The 19,979-nt window shown below is 58.4% G+C and carries 12 protein-coding genes and 1 pseudogene; 10 read left to right on the top strand and 3 right to left on the bottom strand.

What is annotated here, in order from left to right:
• Nucleotides 1-334: 334 nt before the first annotated feature.
• The 8 genes from CPter91_RS24280 (at nucleotide 335) to CPter91_RS24250 (ending at nucleotide 14,949) form a co-directional block, all read left to right on the top strand.
• Entirely contained in the window at nucleotides 335-6,760 is a 6,426-nt protein-coding gene (locus CPter91_RS24280) for a type I polyketide synthase (protein ID WP_061945255.1), read from the top strand.
• A complete protein-coding gene (locus tag CPter91_RS24275; RefSeq protein WP_061945253.1) occupies nucleotides 6,757-10,953 on the top strand; it encodes a non-ribosomal peptide synthetase in 4,197 nt (1,398 codons plus the stop codon). Before CPter91_RS24280 ends, CPter91_RS24275 begins: the two co-directional genes overlap by 4 nt.
• Nucleotides 10,954-10,999: 46 nt before the next feature.
• Nucleotides 11,000-11,899 (top strand): SGNH/GDSL hydrolase family protein, encoded by a 900-nt coding sequence (locus CPter91_RS24270; RefSeq protein WP_061945251.1) that lies wholly within the window; start codon nucleotides 11,000-11,002, stop codon nucleotides 11,897-11,899.
• A 134-nt stretch (nucleotides 11,900-12,033) separates the two neighbouring features.
• A complete protein-coding gene (locus CPter91_RS24265) occupies nucleotides 12,034-12,762 on the top strand; it encodes an outer membrane protein (protein WP_061945249.1) in 729 nt (242 codons plus the stop codon).
• Between the two features lie 108 nt (nucleotides 12,763-12,870).
• A complete protein-coding gene (locus CPter91_RS27475) occupies nucleotides 12,871-13,230 on the top strand; it encodes a DUF2147 domain-containing protein (RefSeq protein WP_061945246.1) in 360 nt (119 codons plus the stop codon).
• A complete protein-coding gene (locus CPter91_RS27845; RefSeq protein WP_417924868.1) occupies nucleotides 13,191-13,328 on the top strand; it encodes a DUF2147 domain-containing protein in 138 nt (45 codons plus the stop codon). The genes CPter91_RS27475 and CPter91_RS27845 overlap by 40 nt, the downstream gene beginning before the upstream one ends.
• Nucleotides 13,329-13,364: 36 nt before the next feature.
• Entirely contained in the window at nucleotides 13,365-14,174 is an 810-nt protein-coding gene (locus CPter91_RS24255) for a thioesterase II family protein (RefSeq protein WP_061945244.1), read from the top strand.
• Complete coding sequence (locus tag CPter91_RS24250) at nucleotides 14,164-14,949, top strand: 4'-phosphopantetheinyl transferase family protein (protein ID WP_061945242.1); 786 nt, start codon at nucleotides 14,164-14,166, stop codon at nucleotides 14,947-14,949. Before CPter91_RS24255 ends, CPter91_RS24250 begins: the two co-directional genes overlap by 11 nt.
• A gap of 59 nt (nucleotides 14,950-15,008) precedes the next feature.
• On the opposite strand, the gene CPter91_RS24245 is transcribed toward CPter91_RS24250, so the two are convergent.
• The gene (locus CPter91_RS24245; protein ID WP_236905902.1) at nucleotides 15,009-15,554 is read right to left on the bottom strand and encodes a thioredoxin family protein; all 546 of its coding nucleotides are present in this window, start codon (nucleotides 15,552-15,554) and stop codon (nucleotides 15,009-15,011) included.
• Between the two features lie 140 nt (nucleotides 15,555-15,694).
• Nucleotides 15,695-16,159 carry a DUF2147 domain-containing protein gene (locus CPter91_RS24240; protein WP_061945238.1) on the bottom strand — a complete coding sequence of 155 codons (465 nt, stop codon included), beginning with the start codon at nucleotides 16,157-16,159 and terminating at the stop codon, nucleotides 15,695-15,697.
• A gap of 498 nt (nucleotides 16,160-16,657) precedes the next feature.
• Here CPter91_RS24240 and CPter91_RS26125 point away from each other — a divergent pair.
• A pseudogene (locus CPter91_RS26125) lies at nucleotides 16,658-16,940 on the top strand (sterol desaturase family protein); the annotation flags it as partial.
• Between the two features lie 332 nt (nucleotides 16,941-17,272).
• Here the strand turns inward: CPter91_RS26125 and CPter91_RS26795 are convergent.
• Nucleotides 17,273-18,097: a site-specific integrase gene (locus CPter91_RS26795; protein ID WP_150119803.1), complete on the bottom strand. Its 825-nt coding sequence runs from the start codon at nucleotides 18,095-18,097 to the stop codon at nucleotides 17,273-17,275.
• 676 nt (nucleotides 18,098-18,773) lie between these two features.
• Here CPter91_RS26795 and CPter91_RS24235 point away from each other — a divergent pair.
• The gene (locus CPter91_RS24235; protein ID WP_061945237.1) at nucleotides 18,774-19,814 is read left to right on the top strand and encodes a LacI family DNA-binding transcriptional regulator; all 1,041 of its coding nucleotides are present in this window, start codon (nucleotides 18,774-18,776) and stop codon (nucleotides 19,812-19,814) included.
• The last annotated feature ends 165 nt before the right edge of the window (nucleotides 19,815-19,979 follow it).

Here is a 19,979-nt window from a genome sequence, read left to right as displayed (position 1 = left end):
GAGGGCTTATATATCAAATAATGCAATGTTTTCAATAATAAACATTTGGCATTGATGTCAATGCAATTATTAAATTTAAAATTGCATAAGATGACATAAATGAGACATTTGACTTAATAAACACGCTTGACGTGCAATCAAATGCGCCGCAATATTTACTTATGGCAACAGATGCTCATTTTAAAGACGCGTCAAATGCTATTTTTGTTTGCGTAGTTTGCTTGGAAATATGGCTGGAATTCACTCGCTCTGGTGACGCCGGGGCGCCGTTGAGCGGATCTGCAGTGAAAAGATCCACCCTTTTGTTCGATTTACAAATTCAATCGGAAATAAAATGCTTAAATATCAACATGAGCCTATCGCCATCATTGGCATTGGTTGCCGCTTTCCCGGCGGCGTCTGCAACCCGGCCGAGTATTGGGAGTTGCTGAAAAACGGCAAGGACGGGATTGTCGACATCCCTTCCGACCGCTGGAACGCCGATGAATTCTACGATCCCAATCCCGCCACACCAGGCAAAATGTATGTGCGCGCCGGCGGCTTCATTACGCAAAAAATCAAAGAATTCGACGCATCGTTCTTTGGCATTTCGCCGCGCGAAGCCGGGTTCATCGATCCGCAGCAGCGCTTGCTGATGGAAGTCGCATGGGAAGCGCTGGAAGACGCGGGCCTGCAACCAGACCAGCTGGCCGGTTCCGATACCGGTGTGTATATCGGCGGCTTCATGCTGGATAACCTGCTGACCCAGTTCAGCCCCCTCAATCGTGATCAAATCGGTCCCCATTCCGCGGTTGGGTCGACGCTGACAATCCTGTCGAACCGGCTTTCTTATATTTTCGATTTCCGCGGCCCCAGCCTGACGCTCGATACCGCCTGTTCTTCCTCGCTGGTGGCAATGCATGAAGCCTGTCAATCGATCTGGCGCGGCGAATGCGCGCTGGCGTTGTTCGGCGGCGTCAATGTCATGCACCGCCCGGAAAACCTGATAGCGATGTGCAAAGGCGGCTTTCTGTCGCCCGACGGCCGCAGCAAAAGCTTCGACATCCGAGCCAACGGCTACGGCCGCGGCGAGGGCGCCGGCATTGTGGTGCTCAAGCCATATTCCGCCGCGTTGCGCGACGGCGACGACATCTATGGCCTGGTGCGCGGCACCGGCGCGAACCAGGATGGCCGCACTGACGGCATCACGGTGCCGAATCCGGATTCGCAGGAAGCGCTGATTCGCAAGGTGTGCGCGCAAGCTCAGGTTGACCCGCAGCAGATCCGCTATGTGGAAGCGCACGGCACCGGCACGCCAATCGGCGATCCGCTCGAAGCGCGTGCGATCGGCGCGGCGTTGGGGCAGGGGCGCACAGCCGAACAGGCTTGCGTGATCGGCTCGGTCAAAGCCAATATCGGCCATCTGGAGGCGGCCTCCGGGGTTGCCGGCCTGATCAAGTTGGCGCTGTGCCTGAAGCACAACGCGATTCCGCCGCTGGCCAATCTGACCATGGCCAATCCGAACATCCCGTTCGCTGAACTGGGCTTGCGCCTGCCGCTAGCCCTGGAACCGATGCCGCCGGGACCTGGTGTCGCCTGTGTGTCGATCAACTCATTTGGCTACGGCGGCACTAATGCCCATGCGATCCTGGAGCAATTCGTGGCCGAACCCGCAGCGCAGAAGCAGGACGGCAGCCCGGTCTCGGCCCTGCATATCCTGCCGCTGTCGGCGCGCAGCAAGGCAGCCCTGACCGACCTGGCGCAAAGCTATCACGCGCAGATGACGGCCGGCACGGCGTCGCTGCACGATCTTTGTTTTTCGGCGGCGCTGCGTCGCGGCCACCAGGATCAGCGTCTGGCCCTGGTAGCCGACACGCAAGACAACATGCTGGCGCAATTGCGGCAGTTTATCGATAACGGCAGCGCCGGCATGGCCGTCGGTGCCGCCGCCAACAAGGGGCAAAAGCCGGTGTTCGTGCTGACCGGCATGGGGCCGCAATGGTGGGCCATGGGACGCGAGCTGTTGGCCGGCGAGCCGGTGTTTCGCCGTGTCGCAGAAGAATGCGACCTTATCTTCAAGCGCTTGTCGGGCTGGTCCATATTGGATGAAATGTTACGTGACGAGGCCAGCTCGCGCATCGCCGAAACGCAAATTGCGCAGCCTGCCAATTTTGTGGTGCAAGCAGGCCTTGCTGCACTCTGGCGCTCGTGGGGCGTGGAGCCGGCGGCCGTAGTGGGCCACAGTGTCGGCGAAGTGTCGGCCGCCTATATCGCCGGCGTACTCGATCTGGAAGACGCCTTGCTGGTTTCCTATCATCGCAGCCGGATCCAGAGAAAAGCCGCCGGCATCGGCACCATGCTGGCGGTCGGTTTGTCAGCCGCCGCCGCCGCACCTTACCTGGCCGAGCATCCGGGCCTGATTTCGCTGGCCGCGGCGAACGGGCCGACGGCTGTCACCTTGTCGGGCGATACCGAGGTCCTGCAACGGGTCGCGGAGCAGATGAGGGAACTGAAAATATTCCATCGCTTCCTGGCCGTCGAAGTCGCTTATCACAGCCATACCATGGAACCGCTGAAGGCGGAAATGCTGGAAGTGCTGGCCGGGCTGACAATACGTCCCGCTACGGTGCCGCTGTATTCCACCGTGAGCGGCGATCTGGCCGCCGCCGGTGACTACGATGCGGCGTACTGGTGCGACAATATCCGTGAGCCGGTGTATTTCGGACAGGCCATGAACGCTCTGCTGCGCGACGGCCACCGCCTGTTCCTGGAAGTGGGGCCGCATCCGGTCCTGTCGAGTTCGATCCGTGAATGCATGGAAGAGCAGGGCGTGCAAGGGGCGTTGTTTGCTTCATTACGTCGCGGCAAGCCGGAGCACGCCACCATTTTTGATGCGCTGGCCGGGCTGTACAGCGCCGGCACCGTGATCGACTGGCCAAGCTACTACGAGGCCGGCGGCGCTTACGTCAAATTGCCGGCTTACCCATGGCAGCGCGAGGAACACTGGAACGAAGGCAAGGAAGCTTATCTCGATCGGGTGGCTTACGCCTCGCACGCCTTGCTCGGGCGCCGCATCGACGGCCCCAAGCTGGTATGGCAAAGCACGCTCAACGGCAACTTGCTGCCTTACCTGCCGCACCATCGGGTCGAAGACCTGGTGATCCTGCCCGGCGCCGCATATGTGGAACTGGGACTGGCGATTCATCGTGAAATCATCGGCAAGCCGCAATTGTGCCTGGAAAACCTGGAGTTCCACAAAGCCCTGATCGTCAGCGCTAACTGCCAGCCGCGCCTGCATGTCACGTATGACGAGGCCAGCCGTCAATATGCCGTGTTCAGCCGCGAACGGGAAGGCGAAGCTTGGAGCGAACACGCCCGCGGCCAGCTGTCGCATATGCCGCTGCCGCAGCCCGCGGCGCGAACCTTGGACGCGATCCGCACGCGCTGTGTGAATGCGGTGACCCATACCGCCCACTACGCCGACATGCGCGGCCGCGGTTTGCAATACGGCCCGTATTTCCAAGGCGTGCGCAATTTGTGGCTGAGCCCAGACGGCTCGGAATCGCTGGTCCAGATCGAAGGCCATCCGGCGCTGGCGCACAGCGAACATAACAATCTGCTGCATCCGAGTTTGCTGGACGCATGCTTCCAGTCGCTGCTGGCGGGGCTCACCTTGCGCAACGATCAAAACGTGTACGTGCCGGTGCATATCGACCAGATCCGCTGGTACGGTACGCCGACGGCGAGTTTCTGCTGCCATTCCGTATTGCATCACCATCAGGACAACGCATTGGTCGGCGATGTGACGCTGTGCGATAGCGACGGCAACATTTTGGTAGAAGTGCTGGGCGTGCGAGCCCAGGCTTTGACCAAGAAGAGCAACGACGAGATGGCGGATCTGAACCAGTGGCTATATCAGTTTGAATGGGAAAAATCGCCGGCCACCGAGGCGGTGCAGGGTGGCCGCTGGCTGCTGCTGGCCGATAGCGGCACCTGCAGCGACGGCTTGGCGCAACAGTTGCGCGGCAACGGCGCCGACAGCGTCGTCACGGCGCGCGCCGGCGACGCTTTTACTCAAGTCAGCGCCAGCGAATATGTGATCCGTTCGGGCAATAAGGACGATATGCAGCGTTTGCTCGAATTGAGCGGCGCAGCAAGCTTGCGCGGCGTGATCCATCTGTGGAGCCTGGACGCCGGCCGCCAGGCTGACGATATCGGTACGGCGAATGTGGTTTCTGCCATGCATTTGGTGCAATCGGTGGCCGAACACAGCGCCGCTAGCGCGCCACAGCTGTTTTTCGTGACTGCCCAAGCCCAGGCGGCAACGCCGCAACAGGCCGAAGTGGCAGTGCCGCAGGCGGCGCTGATCGGCTTTGTCCGGGTGGCGATGAATGAATTCCAGCAGCTGCGCCTGCGCCTGGTTGATGTCGATCCAGGCGCCGATCCGAGCGCAGCAGTGCTGGCGCACGAAATCCTCTCGACTAGCCGCGAGCAGGAAGTTGCGCTGCGCGCCGACGGCCGTCATGCACTGCGGCTGGTGCGCCGCAGCCCGGATGACCTGGCCTACGGTGTCGGCCAGGATCAGGCTTCGGCCGCTGCTGCAGCCGGCACGAGCGTGCCAGCGGTGCGCCGTGCGCCGGCTGCTCATGAGGTCGAAATCGCCCTGGGTCGTATCGTCCTGGCCGAATCGGAGCAAGGCGCTGCCGCCGGCTTCATCGGCGCCGAGGCATTTGGCGTGGTTGCCGCCCTGGGCGCTGAGGTGCAGAGCTTGCGAGCGGGTGATTGCGTCATGCTGCGGCTGCAGGCTGAACCGGCCGCGTTCATGACCGTGGCCGCGGCTCAGTTGATGCACAGCGAAAGTTTCTCCGGGACCAGAGTAGACGCGATCCAGCTGACCAGCTTTACCGCGGCCTATCACGCGCTGTACAACGTGGCTCGCCTGCGGCAGGGCGAGTGCATCCTGATCCACAACGCCGCCAGCAGGCAGGGGCAGGCCGCGATCCAGGTGGCGCGCTGGCTCAGGGCAACCGTGTACGTCACGGCTGCCACGGCAGTGCAACGTGACTATCTGCATGGACTCGGCTTGGAACACGTGTTCGATTCCGGTTCAATGGAGTTTGTCGACCGGATCAAAGCGCTCACCGACGGCCGCGGCCTCGATGTCGTGCTGAATGACCTGGGCGGTGAAATTGCGGGGAAAACGCGCGGCTTGCTGGGACCTTTCGGCCGTTTCATCGACAGCAACCGGGGGCAGCTCAGCGCTGCCGAGACAGTACGCCCGCTACAGGCCAACCAGTCGCAAGCCAGCATAGATATCGGCCAGATCATCCGCAACGATCCCGGCTTGTTTGCCGACCTTGCGGCACAAGTCAGCGCACATTTTGCGGCTGGCGACCTGCAAGCCCTGGCGGTGCAGAGCAAGTCCGCCGCCAAGCATGGCGAGCGCAATAGTGCGGAAATGTCGGATCAGCCGTTCGCATTCAAGGTTGTCGATTTCGGCGACGCAGCTGAGCGCATCGCATCCGCTAGCCTGCAGCAGACGGCACGTTTCGATGGCGATGCCAGCTACCTGATCACCGGCGGTTTCGGCGGTTTCGGCTTGCAAATGGCGAGCTGGCTGGCAAGCCAAGGTGTGCGTCACCTAGTGCTGGTCGGCCGTAGCGGCGCCAGTACGCCGGAAGCGCGGCAGGCGGTTCAGGAGCTGCAGCAGGCTGGTGTCCAGGTGTTCGCCGCAGTGGCCGATATTGCCGATGACGTCGGCGTGCAACAACTGCTGCAGACCATCGCTGCCGACATGCCGCCGTTGAAGGGAGTGTTCCATGCCGCCGCAGTGCTTGATGATGCGGCTATCAGCGTACTTGAAGCGGAGAAAATCCACGCCGTGATGCAACCGAAGGCGATGGGCGCATGGCTGCTGCATCGCCATACACGCAGCCTGTCGCTCGATTATTTCGTACTGTTTTCATCGGTTGGCTCGCTGGTCGGCAATCCGGGCCAGGCCCCGTACGTGTCAGCCAATGCTTTCCTGGATGCGCTGGCGCATCACCGCCGAGCCCTGAATTTGCCGGTGATCGGCATCAACTGGGGAGCGCTGGGCGAAGTCGGCATGGCGGCTCGCCAAAAAGGCGTGGAGGACTACCTGAATCGTATGGGTTTCGGTTCGTTCACGCCGGCGCAGGCGCTTGGCGTACTGGACAAGATCCTCGACTGGAAGCCGGTCAGTGTCGGCGCCGCCATGATGAATTGGCAGATGCTGCGCACCTCTTACCCGAACTGGCCCGAGGCGTCGCGCAATGCCAAGGTGTTTGCCGCCACCTCGGGCGAACACGACGTGGAATCCGGACAAGGTCCATTGCAGGGATTGTGCAAGCTGGAGCCGGAGCAAAGGCGCCAGGCCATCGACGACGCCATGCAGGAACTGATATCGGCCATCCTGCGCGTCACGCGCAGCAAGATCGATAGCAGCCACTCGCTGCTGAACATGGGTATGGATTCGCTGATGGGGATCGAATTGCAGGGTGCGATCGAGAAAAATATCGGCATAAAAGTTTCTACTCTGGAGCTGATGAAAGGCAATGCACTGTCCGATCTGATCGCCCACCTCGACAGCATGGTGGAGGTACATGCGGTGCCGGTGATTGACGATGCCGCTCATCGGCATCCGGCCGAAGAGCTGCTGTTTAAGGAAGTGACTGACCTGGATTCACTGTTGCATGAACTGTCCGATTCGGAAATCGATCTGGCGCTTGAAAAATTATTGGCTAAGGAGCTTGATGTATGAGTGCTGTTCCAACCTTTCTTCCGGCGCTATCGGCGCTGGACAAACGCGCACTGCTGGCGTCGATGCTGCGCAAGCAGGCCAGCGAGCAATATACCCAGGTGCCGTTGTCACGCGGGCAGAAGGCGCTGTGGTTTCTGCATCAGAGCGCGAAAGACAGTTGCGCGTATAACATCGCGTTCAGCATCCGCATCCGCTCCGAACTCGACGTCGATGCGCTGCAACGTTCGTTCCAGCACCTGTTGGAGCGGCACAGCGCATTGCGGTCGCGCTTCATCATGCAGGATGGCGAGTTGGTGCAGCAAGTCTGCGGCTACCAGAGCGTAGCGTTCGAGCTGGTCCAGGCGGCTGATGCCAGCCCGGAAGCTTTGAGCCGGCAGGTGACCGCCGCTTACCAGCAGCCGTTCGATCTTGAGCAGGGGCCGCTATTCCGCGCCCAGCTGTTCAGGTGCGCGCCGCATGACCATGTGCTGCTGCTCACGGTCAACCATATTGTGTATGACGGCTGGTCGCTCTGGCTTAGCCTTGAGGAAGTGGGGCGCATATATGACGCCGAAGTGAAGGGGCAAAAGGCGCTGCTGCCGGAGCTGAGCGCATCCTACGGTGACTTTATGCTGCGCCAGGAGCAAATGCTGGCCGGCGCCGAGGGCGAACGTTTGTGGAATTATTGGAAGCAGCAACTGGACGGCGACCTGCCGACCCTGAACCTGCCGACCGACCGCACCCGACCGCCGGTTCAGACTTATCGCGGCGCCTCTCACAAATTCAGTCTCGACCACGATCTGGCGCAGCGCCTCACCGGACTGGCCAAGAACCAAGGCGTGACCCAGTTCACCCTGCTGCTGGCGGCGTTCCAGGTCTTGCTGCATCGCTATTCAGGGCAGGAACAGATTCTGGTCGGCGCACCGACCACAGGCTCGCGCGTAGGCGAACTGGCCAATGTGGTCGGCTATTTCGTCAATCCGGTAGTGCTGCGCTCGGACTTGTCCGGCAATCCGCAGTTCAAGTCATTGCTGGCTACGGTGCACGGCACCGTACTGGGCGCATTGGAGCATCAGGATTATCCTTTTCCCTTGCTGGTGGAGCGCTTGCGGCCGCAGCGCGATCCCAGCCACGCACCGCTGTTCCAGGTCTCGTTCGTGTTCCAGCGTGCGCAACGCAAGGGCGGTTTGCTGGATCTGACCGTGCCGGATCAGCCGGCTGCAGCGCGGGTCAACTGGGGCGGCCTGGAAGTCGAGCATTTCGACATGGCGCAGCAGGAAGGACAGTTCGATCTTGAGCTGGAGCTGACCAGCGTGGATGAAGCGATTTTCGGTTCCTTCAAGTACAACACCGATCTGTTCGACGCGTCGACCGTCGCCCGCCTGGCCGACAGTTTTGGGGTTCTGCTGCGCAGCATAGCCGAAGAACCCGCTCAGCATATCGGCCAGATCCCTATCTTGTCGGCGGCGGCTCGCAGCGATGTAATCACAGCCAGCGGCGCCTTGCCGGACACCCATCTGGAGGTCGAGTGCCTGCACCGTGTCTTTGAAGCACGCGCAGCGGCCACGCCAGATGCGGTGGCCGTGGTGTACGGCGATGTCAGGCTCAGTTACCGCGAACTTAACGATAAGGCTGAGTGCCTGGCCCGCTATCTACAGTACGTGGGCGTGAGCCCGGACGTGCTGGTAGGCATCTGCGTCGACCGCTCATGGGAAATGATCGTCGGGCTGCTTGGCATCCTCAAGGCGGGCGGCGCCTATGTGCCGCTCGATCCGGCCACCCCGATCGAGCGCCGTTCCTTCATAATCGGCGACAGCGCCGTCTCAGTATTGCTGACGCAGCAGGTGTATGCGGCCGACTTGCAGCAGACTGGTGCGAAAGTCGTCGCCCTCGATGCCGATTGGGCGGAAATCGCCGCCATCGGCAACGCAGCAGGATTTGAGCTGAAGTGCAGCGTCGGAGTCGATCATCTGGCTTACGTGATCTATACCTCCGGCACCACCGGACAGCCAAAAGGCGTGCAGATTACGCACCGCAATGTCAGCCGCCTGTTCGCCGCCACCAGGCCGTGGTATCGCTTCAATGCGACGGATGTGTGGCCGCTGTTCCATTCGTTCGCGTTTGACGTCTCGGTATGGGAAATCTGGGGCGCCTTCCTGCATGGGGGCAGGTTGGTAGTTGTGCCCCACCTGGTGACCCGCGCGCCGGCTGAATTCCGCGCTCTGCTGATCCGCGAAGGAGTGACGGTGCTCAACCAGACGCCATCGGCATTCCGCCTGTTCATGCAGGCGGACGGCGAGGCTGCACCGAAATCGGACTTAAATTCGGACTCAAATTCGAATTCGGACTTGTCCTTGCGCCTGGTGATCTTCGCCGGTGAAGCGCTGGATATCCAGAGCCTGAAACCCTGGTTCGACCGCCATGGCGACGTCCAGCCGCAACTGGTGAATATGTACGGCATCACGGAAACTACAGTGCACGCCAGCTATCGTCCGCTGACGGTGCGCGACCTGGCCAGCACCAAGAGCATGGTGGGAGTGCCGATCCCGGATCTGCAACTGCATATCCTCGACCCCTTCCTGCAACCGCTGCCAGTCGGCGTGGTAGGCGAGATCCACGTCGGCGGCGACGGCCTGGCGCGCGGCTATTTGCGTCGGCCGGAACTTGACGCGGCACGCTTCATCGGGCATCCGTTCAGCCGCGAAGAGGGCGCCCGGCTGTACCGCTCTGGCGACCTGGCGCGCTATTTGCCGAACGGCGACATCGAGTATCTGGGACGGCTGGACAACCAGGTCAAGATTCGCGGCTTCCGGATAGAACTGGGCGAGATCGAAACGGTATTGGGCAGCCACGCCGGCGTCACCGCCGCCATTGTCCGGGTGCAGAAGGAGCAAAAGGGCGGCGACCGGCTGGTGGCCTACATCGTTGCGCGTGAAGCGGGAGCTTCGCTGTCTGCCGCGCTGCGCAGCTATTTATACGACAAGCTACCCGATTACATGGTGCCCTCGGTATTCGTGATGATCGATCAACTGCCGTTGACCGGCAACGGCAAGGTCGACTATCGGGCGCTGCCGGCGCCGGATCATCAGCGCGGCGTCAGCGAGCAATCGCTGGTTCCGCCGCGCGACGGCATCGAGCGGCGCCTGGTGAGCTTATGGGAAAGCGTGCTAGAAATCAGCCCGATCGGCGTACAAGACAACTTCTTCAACCTCGGTGGCCACTCGCTGCTAGCGGTCTATCTGATGGCGGAAATCGAACGCGAATTCGGCAAGAATCTGCCGCTGGCGACCTTGTTCAGAAATCCGACGATTGAAAAATTGGGCGAATCCTTGCGCGACGAAACCGAGAACGTGGCCTGGTCACCACTGGTGCCGATTCGCGCCACGGGTACCGCAATGCCGTTCTTCTGCGTCGCCGGCGGCGGCGGCAATGTGCTGTATTTCTACGCGCTGGCCAGCATGCTGCCAGCCGACCGGCCATTCTATGGTTTGCAGGCGATCGGCCTGGACGGCCAGCAGGCGCCGTTGGAGAAGGTGGAAGAAATTGCTGCCGCCTACATCAGGGAAATCCGCAAAGTGCAGCCGCACGGACCTTATCTGCTGGGCGGCCATTGTTTCGGTTCCTGGATTGCTTTCGAGATGGCTCAGCAGTTGCAGCAACAAGGCGAGCAAATCGCCTCCGTGATTGTGATCGACGCCCCGGCGCCGCTGCCGAAGCCGGCTCAGGTTTCGCTCGACAACACTGACGACGCGACATGGCTGGCCAAATTCGGCGCCATCCTGTCTGAGTCGGCCGGCAAGGATCTGGGCGTCGATCATGCCGAACTGCGTTGCCTGGGACCGGAAGCTCAGCTCGCTTATTTCAAGGACAAGATGGAAGCGGGCGGCATGCTGCCTCCGGGAACGGCCATGGCACAAGTACGCGGTTTCTTCCAAGTCTTTGTGCAGAACAGTAAGACAGCCTATCTGCCGCACGACACGCAGCCGGTGCCGATCACATTGTTCAAGGCCGAGGAATTCCATCCCGACTACGACTATTCGGCCGCCGACGACGCCGACGCCGGCAGCGCAGCCTCGACTTTGGGATGGAACAGTTTCTCCGGCAATCGCACAACGGTCGCACTGGTGCCTGGGAATCACATCACGATGATGTCGGAGCCGCATGTATTCGGTCTCGCCGACAAAATCAAATTGAGCTTGCAGCACCTTGGGTAAGGCGTGTTTTCACTTTTTTTTACACTTCACTGGGAAATGAATAATCATGAAACAAAGTTCTTTAACTGTCGGCTTGCTCGCCTCGGTCCTAAGTTTGTCAGTCCTGTTTTCCGCCCCGGCGCAGGCCAAACCGTTCAGCCAGTTTATTGAGTTCAGCGGCGCGCTGTCCGATACCGGCAACTATGCCAGCACGCACGGCGAATCACCCGCGCCGTTCTACAAGAACCGCACCACCAATGGCCCGGTTGCAGGCGAATTGCTGGCCGCGCGCATGGGTTTCCAGGTCAAGTCGTCCAATCATCTGGTCGGCCCGGCTGTCGGCACCAATTTTGCTGTGCGCGATGCCCTGGCGGGCGCGGACGGTCCGGACGACCTGCCGCAGCAATTGAAGGCTTACCTCGAACCACGTGGCGGCAAGGCCGATCCGGATGCCTTTTATTTTGTATTCAATGGCGGCAATGATGTGATCCTGGCGGCTACTGCGCCGACGCCGGCGGCGTCGGACAAAATCATCAACGATGCGGTGGATGGTCTGGAGCATGGCTTGCGGACGCTGGTCAAAGCAGGTGCAAAAACCATCATGGCGCCGAATTTCATCGACATCTCGGTGGTGCCGGCGCTGCGCAACACGCCGTTGGCAGGGCACGCGCGCGATGTGTCGCAGGCCTACAACCAGAAATTCGAAGCGATGTTGGCACGGCTTGAGGGTGAATTGAATATCCATTTCATCCACTGGGATTTCGATGCTTTCCTGAAAGGCATGATCGCCCATGGCAGCGAGTTCGGCTTTTCCAATACCTTGGACTCTTGCGAAGCGCTGAAGGCAAAGGGCCAATGCGATCCTGACCATTTCCTGTACCTGACAGAGACCTTTCCAACCGCCAAGGTGCATGAGTTCATGGCGCAGGCAATGGCGGTGGAAGTCGCCAAGCGCGGCGCAAACTGAACCGCGGCGCCGCCACCGCAGCAGCAGGCGCTGCCCTGTGCCGGCAGCCGTCACTAGTAACAGAGACCAGAGGCCGATCATTGCTATCGGCCTCTGGTCTGACATTCAATCCATTTACTTGAAATACCTACAAAATGAAATCGACCTGGAAATCTTTAGCAACAACGCTGACCTTGCTCGCCGCCGGCACGTCGTTGCCGGCGCTGGCTGAGCCGGTGAGCGGCCTGTATGTCGCAGGCGGCTTCGGCTACAACGACCTGCACACGGAAACGATCAGTAGCATCGGCGCCTCTTTCGGTGTCCAGCCAGGCGGCAACACCAAGACCGACGGCGGGACTGCGGTGCTGGCCAGTATCGGCTGGGGGTTCTCCAACGGCATCCGGGCTGAACTGGAAGGCGGATTCCGCCGCAACAGCTTCAATCATGTAACGGCGGGCGCCTTGCACGACGCTAACGCGAGCGGCCACGAAGACAAATCTTCTGTCTTTGCGAATGTGCTGTATGACTTCGGCAAGACATCGTTCGGCATATCCCCGTATGTCGGGATTGGCGCCGGCCATGTGAAAAGCAAATGGAACAGCCTGGTCGTCACGAACGCCACCGAGACCGTCGCTTTCGATGATTCTGTCAGCAAGCGGGCTTATCAAGGAATTCTGGGCGTCAGTTTTCTGGAAAATGTGGCGCCTGGTTTGTCGATGACCCTCGAGTACCGGTATCTGAGCCTGGATGGCGGCAGCACGCATTCCGGCCGCGTTGAACGTTCCCGTTTTGGCGCCTTCCCAGTGACGGCCCAACTTGAAAATACGCGCGACCAGAGCCTGCTGATCGGTCTGCGCTACCAGTTCGACGGACCAAAGAAATAAGACGGCACCGAGCTTTTGCTCCGATCTGGAGCAAAAAAATCGGGGCAGGGGTGGCGCCGTTGGCTCCGCATTTCCTGGCGCCGAAACTGACAACACGGGAGAGACAAGATGAAAAAAATAGCAATGTTTGCACTGATATTTGCCACCTGCATGAGCCAGGCCGCACCTGCCTTTTCGCAGGCGGACAAAGTGCCGTCGAAGACGGCCGGCAGCGCCGGACCGCTAGGCAAGTGGGTCACTGAAAGCGGTAACCTGGAGGTCGATATCGCGCCCTGCGGCGCAGCACTGTGCGGCAGCGTCAGCCGGGTGATCTCCAACCGTTCCATGAGCCCTGGCGGCGAAGCGCCGAAAGCCGATGCGCTGCCGCTGGCCGGCTTGAAAAGCCTGTCGGATTTTTCCCCGACGGCGAAGGCGAATGGAACGGAAAAATCTACAATCGCGATAAAGCAAAGACCTATGATTGCGTGATGACACTGCTTGGGCCGAATGAATTGAAAATACGCGGCTACAAATTCCTGCCCATCTTCGGCAGCACGCAAATCTGGCGTCGCGTCAAGCAAAGCTAGGATCCGGCGATATCATCTTTCTGAAAGCGACGCGCTATGGACTACAGTCCCTCTATCTGGTTCAGCAATTTTTCGAAAAACATCGGCGCACCATATCGGCTGTTTACTTTTCCGTTTGCCGGCGGCGGCTCGGCTATCTATCGCCAATGGCCAGCGCGCCTGCCTGGCGTCGAAGTGATGGCGGTTTGCCTGCCGGGCCGGGAAATGCGGATTGAAGAAGCGCCGTTCGATTCAATGGCGGCGCTGATGCAGAAATTATTGCAGGAAATCGCGCCGTTGCTGGACCGTCCGTTTGCCTTCTTCGGCCACAGCATGGGCGCGCTGATGGCGTTTGAACTGGCGCGCCAGCTTGCGAAAATGAATTTGCCGCAGCCTGAGCAACTTTTCCTCAGCGCTTTTCAAGCCCCCGAAAATCTTGCCGAAAGACATATCCTGCACAAATTGTCGGATGCTGATTTCCTGCGCCAGTTGATCCGCTACGGCGGCATTCCGGCCGCGGTACTGGATGCCCCTGAACTGCTCAAGATGATACTGCCGGCGATGCGCGCCGATTTCTCGATGATTGAAACATTCGGCTTCAACGCCGGCAAGCCGATAGCGAGCGACATAGTGGCGTTTTGCGGTTCGCACGACCACGCGGCGCTGCGCCAGGATATGCTGGGCTGGCGCGATCAAACTAGCGCCGGGTTCAGTCTGTCTGAGCTGCCGGGCGGTCATTTTTTCCTGAAGTCGGCAGAAAGCGATTTGCTGCAACTGATAGAAGCCTCATTGGAGCAACGCCAATTTCGGGCTGTGCCAATGCCTGTCTCATGCCCCACTTCTCAGTGGCGGCACGATGGCGTCTAATTCGGTTTCGGTCTGGCTGCTGCGGCTGGATAGATCGTCAGCCGACCGCCGCGCCGCACTGGTGCGTTTCGGGGCTCTGCTGGACGACGCGGAACGGCGTCGTGCGCTGTCCTATGTCGATGAGCACGCCAGCATCCAGTATATTTTCGGGCGGGCTCTGCTGCAGATGATGTTGCGCCACCATCTGCCGGCGAATGCTTACCCGATCGATGCCGGGCGCTGCCAGCTGAGCATAGCTGCGGCCGGAAAACCTGCGCTGGCGGCGCCGTTCGACCGCAGCGGCATGCAATTCAATTTGTCGCACAGCGGCCTGTCGGTTATCTGCGCAATGGCGAGCCGGCGCCAGCTTGGAGTAGACATTGAAGCGCGCGCGCGTGAGGTCGATTTCGATGAGATCGCCGCGCGTCACTTCGCCACAGGGGAAAGCGCCGCGATACGGAGTGCGGCGGGACAAAGCAAGCAGGAGCGGTTTTTTTATTATTGGACCCTCAAAGAAGCTTACCTGAAAGCCAAGGGGACGGGAATTGCCGGCGGCTTGCATGATGTCAGCTTCGTGCCTCAACGCGATGGAACTATCCTATTGCGCGATACGGGCGACGTAGGTGCCGACGATGCCTGGGGTTTCAGCGTGTTCGACTTGTTCCCCGATTGTCAGGCGGCACTGTGCTGGCAACGCAGGTCCAGCTGTTTTTCCCCTGGCATCGAGCTGCGGATCATGGATGGCAGAGAGTTGGGAGTGATTGCGGGCCAGAGTCGGCCTGAGCTGGCCTGCTGATCTAGGAGCTGGCAGGGTACCTGTCGACATTGCTGCTTGCGACAGTTACAGTTACTTGTCTAGGAATCCGTCAGCAACTTGCGGATGGCGTTTTCCATCTCGTCATAGCTGCCCTCGCCAAAGTGTTTGAGCACGATGGTCCCTTTGCGATCCACCAGATACGCTGCCGGCCAATATTGATTGTCGTAGGCATTCCAGGTGGCGTAGCGATTGTCTTGCGCCACCGGATAGCGGATGCCGGATCGCTGGATCGCTGTTTCAACATTGCGGGTCTCGCGCTCGTAAGGAAATTCGGGGGTATGCACGCCGACCACCACCAGTCCCTTGTCCTTGTACTGGTCATACCATTTGGTCACGTGGGGGAGCGTGCGCACACAGTTGATGCAGGAATACGTCCAGAAATCGACCAGCACCACTTTGCCTCGCAAGGACGCCATCGTCAGCGGCTTTGAATTGAGCCATGTCTGAATGCCGGTGAATTCCGGCGCCGGTCCATAATCGACCAGAGCGGGCGGCGGTGCAGCGGCAAGTCCGGCGTTAGTGCAAGCGAACAGGAGGCATGCATACACCAGACCTGCCTTGCGTTTATGGAACAGATTTTTCATATTTCTTGTCATGTTTTAACCTCGCTTGAACCAGGATTTCCCGTAGTATAAGAATGCGTGGCTAGCCGCAATCCGGACCGGAATAGATCCCGGCGTGATTTGACACTTGCCACTTACCCAAAACTGCAGCTGCTACGCGCTTATTGGGGAACCTGAGCATCTGGCCGCTTCCAGACCTGCGTTTTGCCGTGCGCGGGCGTATCCTCATAAACGGTCAGCTTGAGCTGATCCGGCGCGATCAGAGCGATCAGGCTATTGTAGGTTTTGTCATTTTCACGATTGTAGATATGACCTTGCCAGCCGCCTTGCTCTGCGGGCTTCAGATCGAACAGGATTTTCTTTCCCAATGGCGAGCCGGCGTTGGTCGGCTGCATTGCGACAGTGGGATTGCTCATCGAACGATTGGCAATGACGCGCACGATAGTGCCGCACATGTCCGTGCCGCAAGGAGCGATATCGACTTCGAGATTGCCGCTTTCAGTAATCCAGCGGCCGCTTTCCGCCGCCGTGCCCTGCTGGGCGGGTTGTTGCGCCTGGGCGAAGGTGGAAATAAGAATGCATGATGCTGCCAGCTTGCTCAGCAGGCGTTGGGAGAGATTCGTCATCTGATTTTCCTTTAGGTTGGCACTCGGGTAAATTGGCGTCGTGCATGAACGCTGATCAAGTGCTTGTATTTAAAGGCAGCGACTTGTCTGGTATGTGTCGGGAGTGTCGTTTGTTTTAGTATTCTGTATCCAGCGACAGGTCATATACATTGAGGTACAAGTCTGCGTCGCCGACAAGCATGGAACAATGCGATTGCATCGAAATCAAGGGTTACGCCAGGCTGCACTCGCTGGCATGGGCATTGTCATGCTGCCTGAGATAATGCTGTTGGATTGCATTAAACTCTGATAATCATCTAAGCGCTACATTGACCGTTACCGGTCAGAAAACCAGGATGTTGCCAGTAAAATGGCGCATGCTCAGCGACATCACGTTTGTTGTGACCGACTTATCGCAACGCCCTTGAGAGTCAATATATAACCGCCACGACCGATTGGTCGAGGCGGCGAATATCGTCCCTGTTACCGCAGGGACTTACGATCAGGTGCGACGCCTGATACCGTTTTGGATGGACCGGGCGTCTTACGGGCTCGTTACTGTTCTTCATGCTTGCCCCGTTGCTCGACATGCCACCGCGTATTGTCATGATGTTGTTGTCGCTCAATCTCTTATATCAGTTCTGGATTCACGCAACCTGGATTCCACGCCTTGGACCGTTGGAGTGACTGCTTACTTAACACCCCGTCGGCTCATCGCGTACACCATGCGTCGAATCTAGAATATCTTGACGGAAATTACGGTAGCGTGCTGATTATCTTTGATCGCCTCTTTGGTAGATGGGGCGCTCAGGAACACTACGCATGGGGTTACTCCTTGGCGCTTACGCGCTGGTTTAATAAAGATTCGCACCTCTATCAAACCGGGTAACCCCACCCTTTGGCAAGGCCTTACTGTCCGATCAAGTCGGAACTACTACAATTGAGCTGGAATATCAATTTCCTCTCAGACGTTGGCTTCGATTTATAGACTAAACGCCCAATCTTGCGGATTTCACCCATGCTTGTGTCAAACTTTATTGTTGCAAGAATCCACGCGCAAAGGTGAAAGGCTTTGTTTGTGTCAAACAATATTTCTTGGTTAGCTAAGGAAGCTTAGCGATAAGTCTTTGATTTTCAAAGGGCTAATGTCGCGAATTCACGTGGCATCGGTACTGTACGTTCGAGTGTTTTTACGGAGACGTCCTTACGGGAGTGGGCTTTACTGTCCGGCTGACGTTTTATGGAAATTGTAGGAGATGCTGAGCGAAAATCGACATCACTGGTCCGAAGTAGCAAGGCTTCGGATCGACGGAGGCCGAAAAAATATAGAGTGCCAATAATGATGAAATTGCGCAGTTGATTGTGCGCATGGAATGGATTTGATGATGACCCCGGAACTACAATCTCGAAAAGTCGCGCGATTAGCTCAGATGAGAGGCCAACGCGAATGTTGCCGGACCCACCCGGCACCTTGAGATGGCGTCTGTGTCGTTCGATATGATAGGGAAGCGACTTCGCACGCTCTTTGGCATTTGGAAAAGATGGGCAGTTTGTAGACATGAGTGACCTATCGAGCCACCAATCTAGAAATGCTCGTATCGTATCTATTCGTTGCTTACGTTGTTCGCCGGTGATCGATCTGATTGATTGTAAGCCTGTGCCATACCTCAAATTTCGTTGACAAAAATTCTTGAGATCTCCAATCTCAGAGGTTGAAAGTCCTGTTTCTAGATTGAAGCGTTTTCGTAAATCAATCTTTCTTTCGTCGGCCCATTTGTATAGCACAAGTACCTCGCCCAATTCTCGCGAAAGTGTTAGATGCGAGTTTGTACTCGAACGACGAACGAATAGTTTCCAGTCATTCGGTTCGAGCAACGGCAATCCGGTTGTGCGGTCAAAAGCAATGGGGGAGCGTTCGCCCGACCCATAGATGAATGTTTTGATGAAATATTTTGACATTTTCTTTACGCAAATAAACGCCGTATTTATACCCGGTGTGCGTAAGAATGTCCTTTACACTTCTAAAATTGATGAATCGTGCGTCCTAGCAGGGGCGCGAGCCAAAAAAACGACTATAGCTTTACGTATTCTTGATAGGCGACTATATTGCCGCCGCTCCAGGACACCAGTGCGCTGCCAGCTTGTGCTGTTGTGGTGCTGTTCATGCGATACCGCGGACGACGAAATTGATTGAAGGAAGCTTCGCTCCCCGGGTCTGGAAGTAAAGCTGATAGCGTCCGCTCGGGACATAGGAGGTGATGGCGTAGTAGGGCATGCGGCATTTTACGCAATAAGCGATGGCCCCGAATTCCAGAGCAAAAATACCGCGGCAGTGGGAGCAAGGATCGACTTTTCACCGTTACCGGAAATGACACGCCGCTGTGCGCGGTCGGGACAGCGGCCGACGGGCACCGAGTGGTTTGCGCAAATTCTTGCATATCGGCATTAAAATAACTTGACGGGCTTGATTTGAGCCCCTAATATCTAAAGCAGGTTAGTAAGAATCAAGATACCGCAGAAGATCGGAATTTCAAGCAATTGCGATTGGTAGATTAGTAATAACGGACATTTAGAAAGTCCTTTTTTTTAAAGCGTTACTAACACGTGTTAGTAACAAAAAACAAAAGCCGAAATCATGAGTAACGTAACTAGCAACCAGGTGGCAAAGCTCGCAGGCGTGTCGCGTACGACGGTTTCCTTCGTTCTCAACGATGTGCCCGGCATGGGCATCAGCCAGGAGACGCGAGAGCGCGTATTGACGGCCGCCAGGCAGCTCGGCTATGTCGCCAACGCCATCGCCCGCTCGCTCGCCAGCGGCGCCACCAGGACCGTCGCGCTTGTGATGCCGCACCGCGATCACATCAACATCGACATTGACGCCTACCTGCCGCGTTTTCTGGCCGGGATCAACCTGACTTGCCATGCCAGCGGATACAAGCTGCTGTTCGAGCCGGTTGAAGAAAGCAGCCGTCCAGGTGTGTTTGCAGACTTGGTCGACAGTCGCCGTGTCGATGGGCTGATCGTCCTCAATCCGCGTGGAATCGACGATGCTTATCTGTGCCAGCTGGCCGCCAATGGATTCCCGCTGGTGGTATTCGGTTCGAATCTGTCGGAGCACCAAGGAATCTGCAGCATCGATGCCGACAACCGCGACGCCGCGCGCCGCGCCACCAGCCATCTGCTGGCGCTTGGACACCGGCAGATCGCTCATCTCGGTTATGCCTCGGATGAAAATCAAATTCCGCGTGAGCGTCTGCGCGGTTTCCACGACGCCATGCAGGCGCATGGCGCGGATATCAATCCCGCATGGATCGCGTATGGCAACTACAGCGCGCAAAGCGGGTATGACGCCATGCGCAGCATGCTGCAGCGCGCACCGGGCATGACAGCGCTGTTTGCCGGCAACGACACGATCGCATTCGGCGCAATGGCAGCCTTGCGCGACGCCGGCTTGCGGATTCCCGAGGATGTAGCGATCGTCGGCTACGACGATATTCCGCTGGCGGCCTTCGCGGCGCCGCCGCTGACCACGATGCGCACCGAACCGTACAAGGATGGGAGCGATGCGGCATCCATCCTGCTGCAGGCAATCGCCGGCGAGCCACTCGACAAGGCCTACGTGCGGGACGCCGCGCCCTTGATAGTGCGGCGCTCCTGCGGCAGCGGTAAAGATTAACGCGCACCGCAGCGCTCAGCCACAGTGCGCGGCAGCGCATCTTTGCTTAACCAGGCATCAAAGTCGTCTCGCTGAAGGTGGATCAGGCGAGGCGGCCAGCATCGCATTTCGTCATACGCACGACTTCCACTGCATCAGCTGTGTTCCCCGCTTATTTATAAGATT

Origin of the sequence: Collimonas pratensis (genome assembly GCF_001584185.1) — a bacterium.
GTDB lineage: Bacteria > Pseudomonadota > Gammaproteobacteria > Burkholderiales > Burkholderiaceae_D > Collimonas > Collimonas pratensis.
The sequence above is the reverse complement of the archived record's forward strand: the minus strand, read 5'-3'. Positions and strand labels throughout refer to the sequence as shown.

What these genes read in the sequence shown, in the direction of transcription:
- CPter91_RS26795 (WP_150119803.1), bottom strand. Translation starts at nt 18,097, where the DNA reads ATGTCAAAATATTTCATCAAAACATTCATCTATGGGTCGGGCGAACGC.
- CPter91_RS27475 (WP_061945246.1), top strand. Translation starts at nt 12,871, where the DNA reads ATGAAAAAAATAGCAATGTTTGCACTGATATTTGCCACCTGCATGAGC.
- CPter91_RS24255 (WP_061945244.1), top strand. Translation starts at nt 13,365, where the DNA reads ATGGACTACAGTCCCTCTATCTGGTTCAGCAATTTTTCGAAAAACATC.
- CPter91_RS24235 (WP_061945237.1), top strand. Translation starts at nt 18,774, where the DNA reads ATGAGTAACGTAACTAGCAACCAGGTGGCAAAGCTCGCAGGCGTGTCG.
- CPter91_RS24240 (WP_061945238.1), bottom strand. Translation starts at nt 16,159, where the DNA reads ATGACGAATCTCTCCCAACGCCTGCTGAGCAAGCTGGCAGCATCATGC.
- CPter91_RS24270 (WP_061945251.1), top strand. Translation starts at nt 11,000, where the DNA reads ATGAAACAAAGTTCTTTAACTGTCGGCTTGCTCGCCTCGGTCCTAAGT.
- CPter91_RS24250 (WP_061945242.1), top strand. Translation starts at nt 14,164, where the DNA reads ATGGCGTCTAATTCGGTTTCGGTCTGGCTGCTGCGGCTGGATAGATCG.
- CPter91_RS24280 (WP_061945255.1), top strand. Translation starts at nt 335, where the DNA reads ATGCTTAAATATCAACATGAGCCTATCGCCATCATTGGCATTGGTTGC.
- CPter91_RS24245 (WP_236905902.1), bottom strand. Translation starts at nt 15,554, where the DNA reads ATGAAAAATCTGTTCCATAAACGCAAGGCAGGTCTGGTGTATGCATGC.
- CPter91_RS24275 (WP_061945253.1), top strand. Translation starts at nt 6,757, where the DNA reads ATGAGTGCTGTTCCAACCTTTCTTCCGGCGCTATCGGCGCTGGACAAA.
- CPter91_RS24265 (WP_061945249.1), top strand. Translation starts at nt 12,034, where the DNA reads ATGAAATCGACCTGGAAATCTTTAGCAACAACGCTGACCTTGCTCGCC.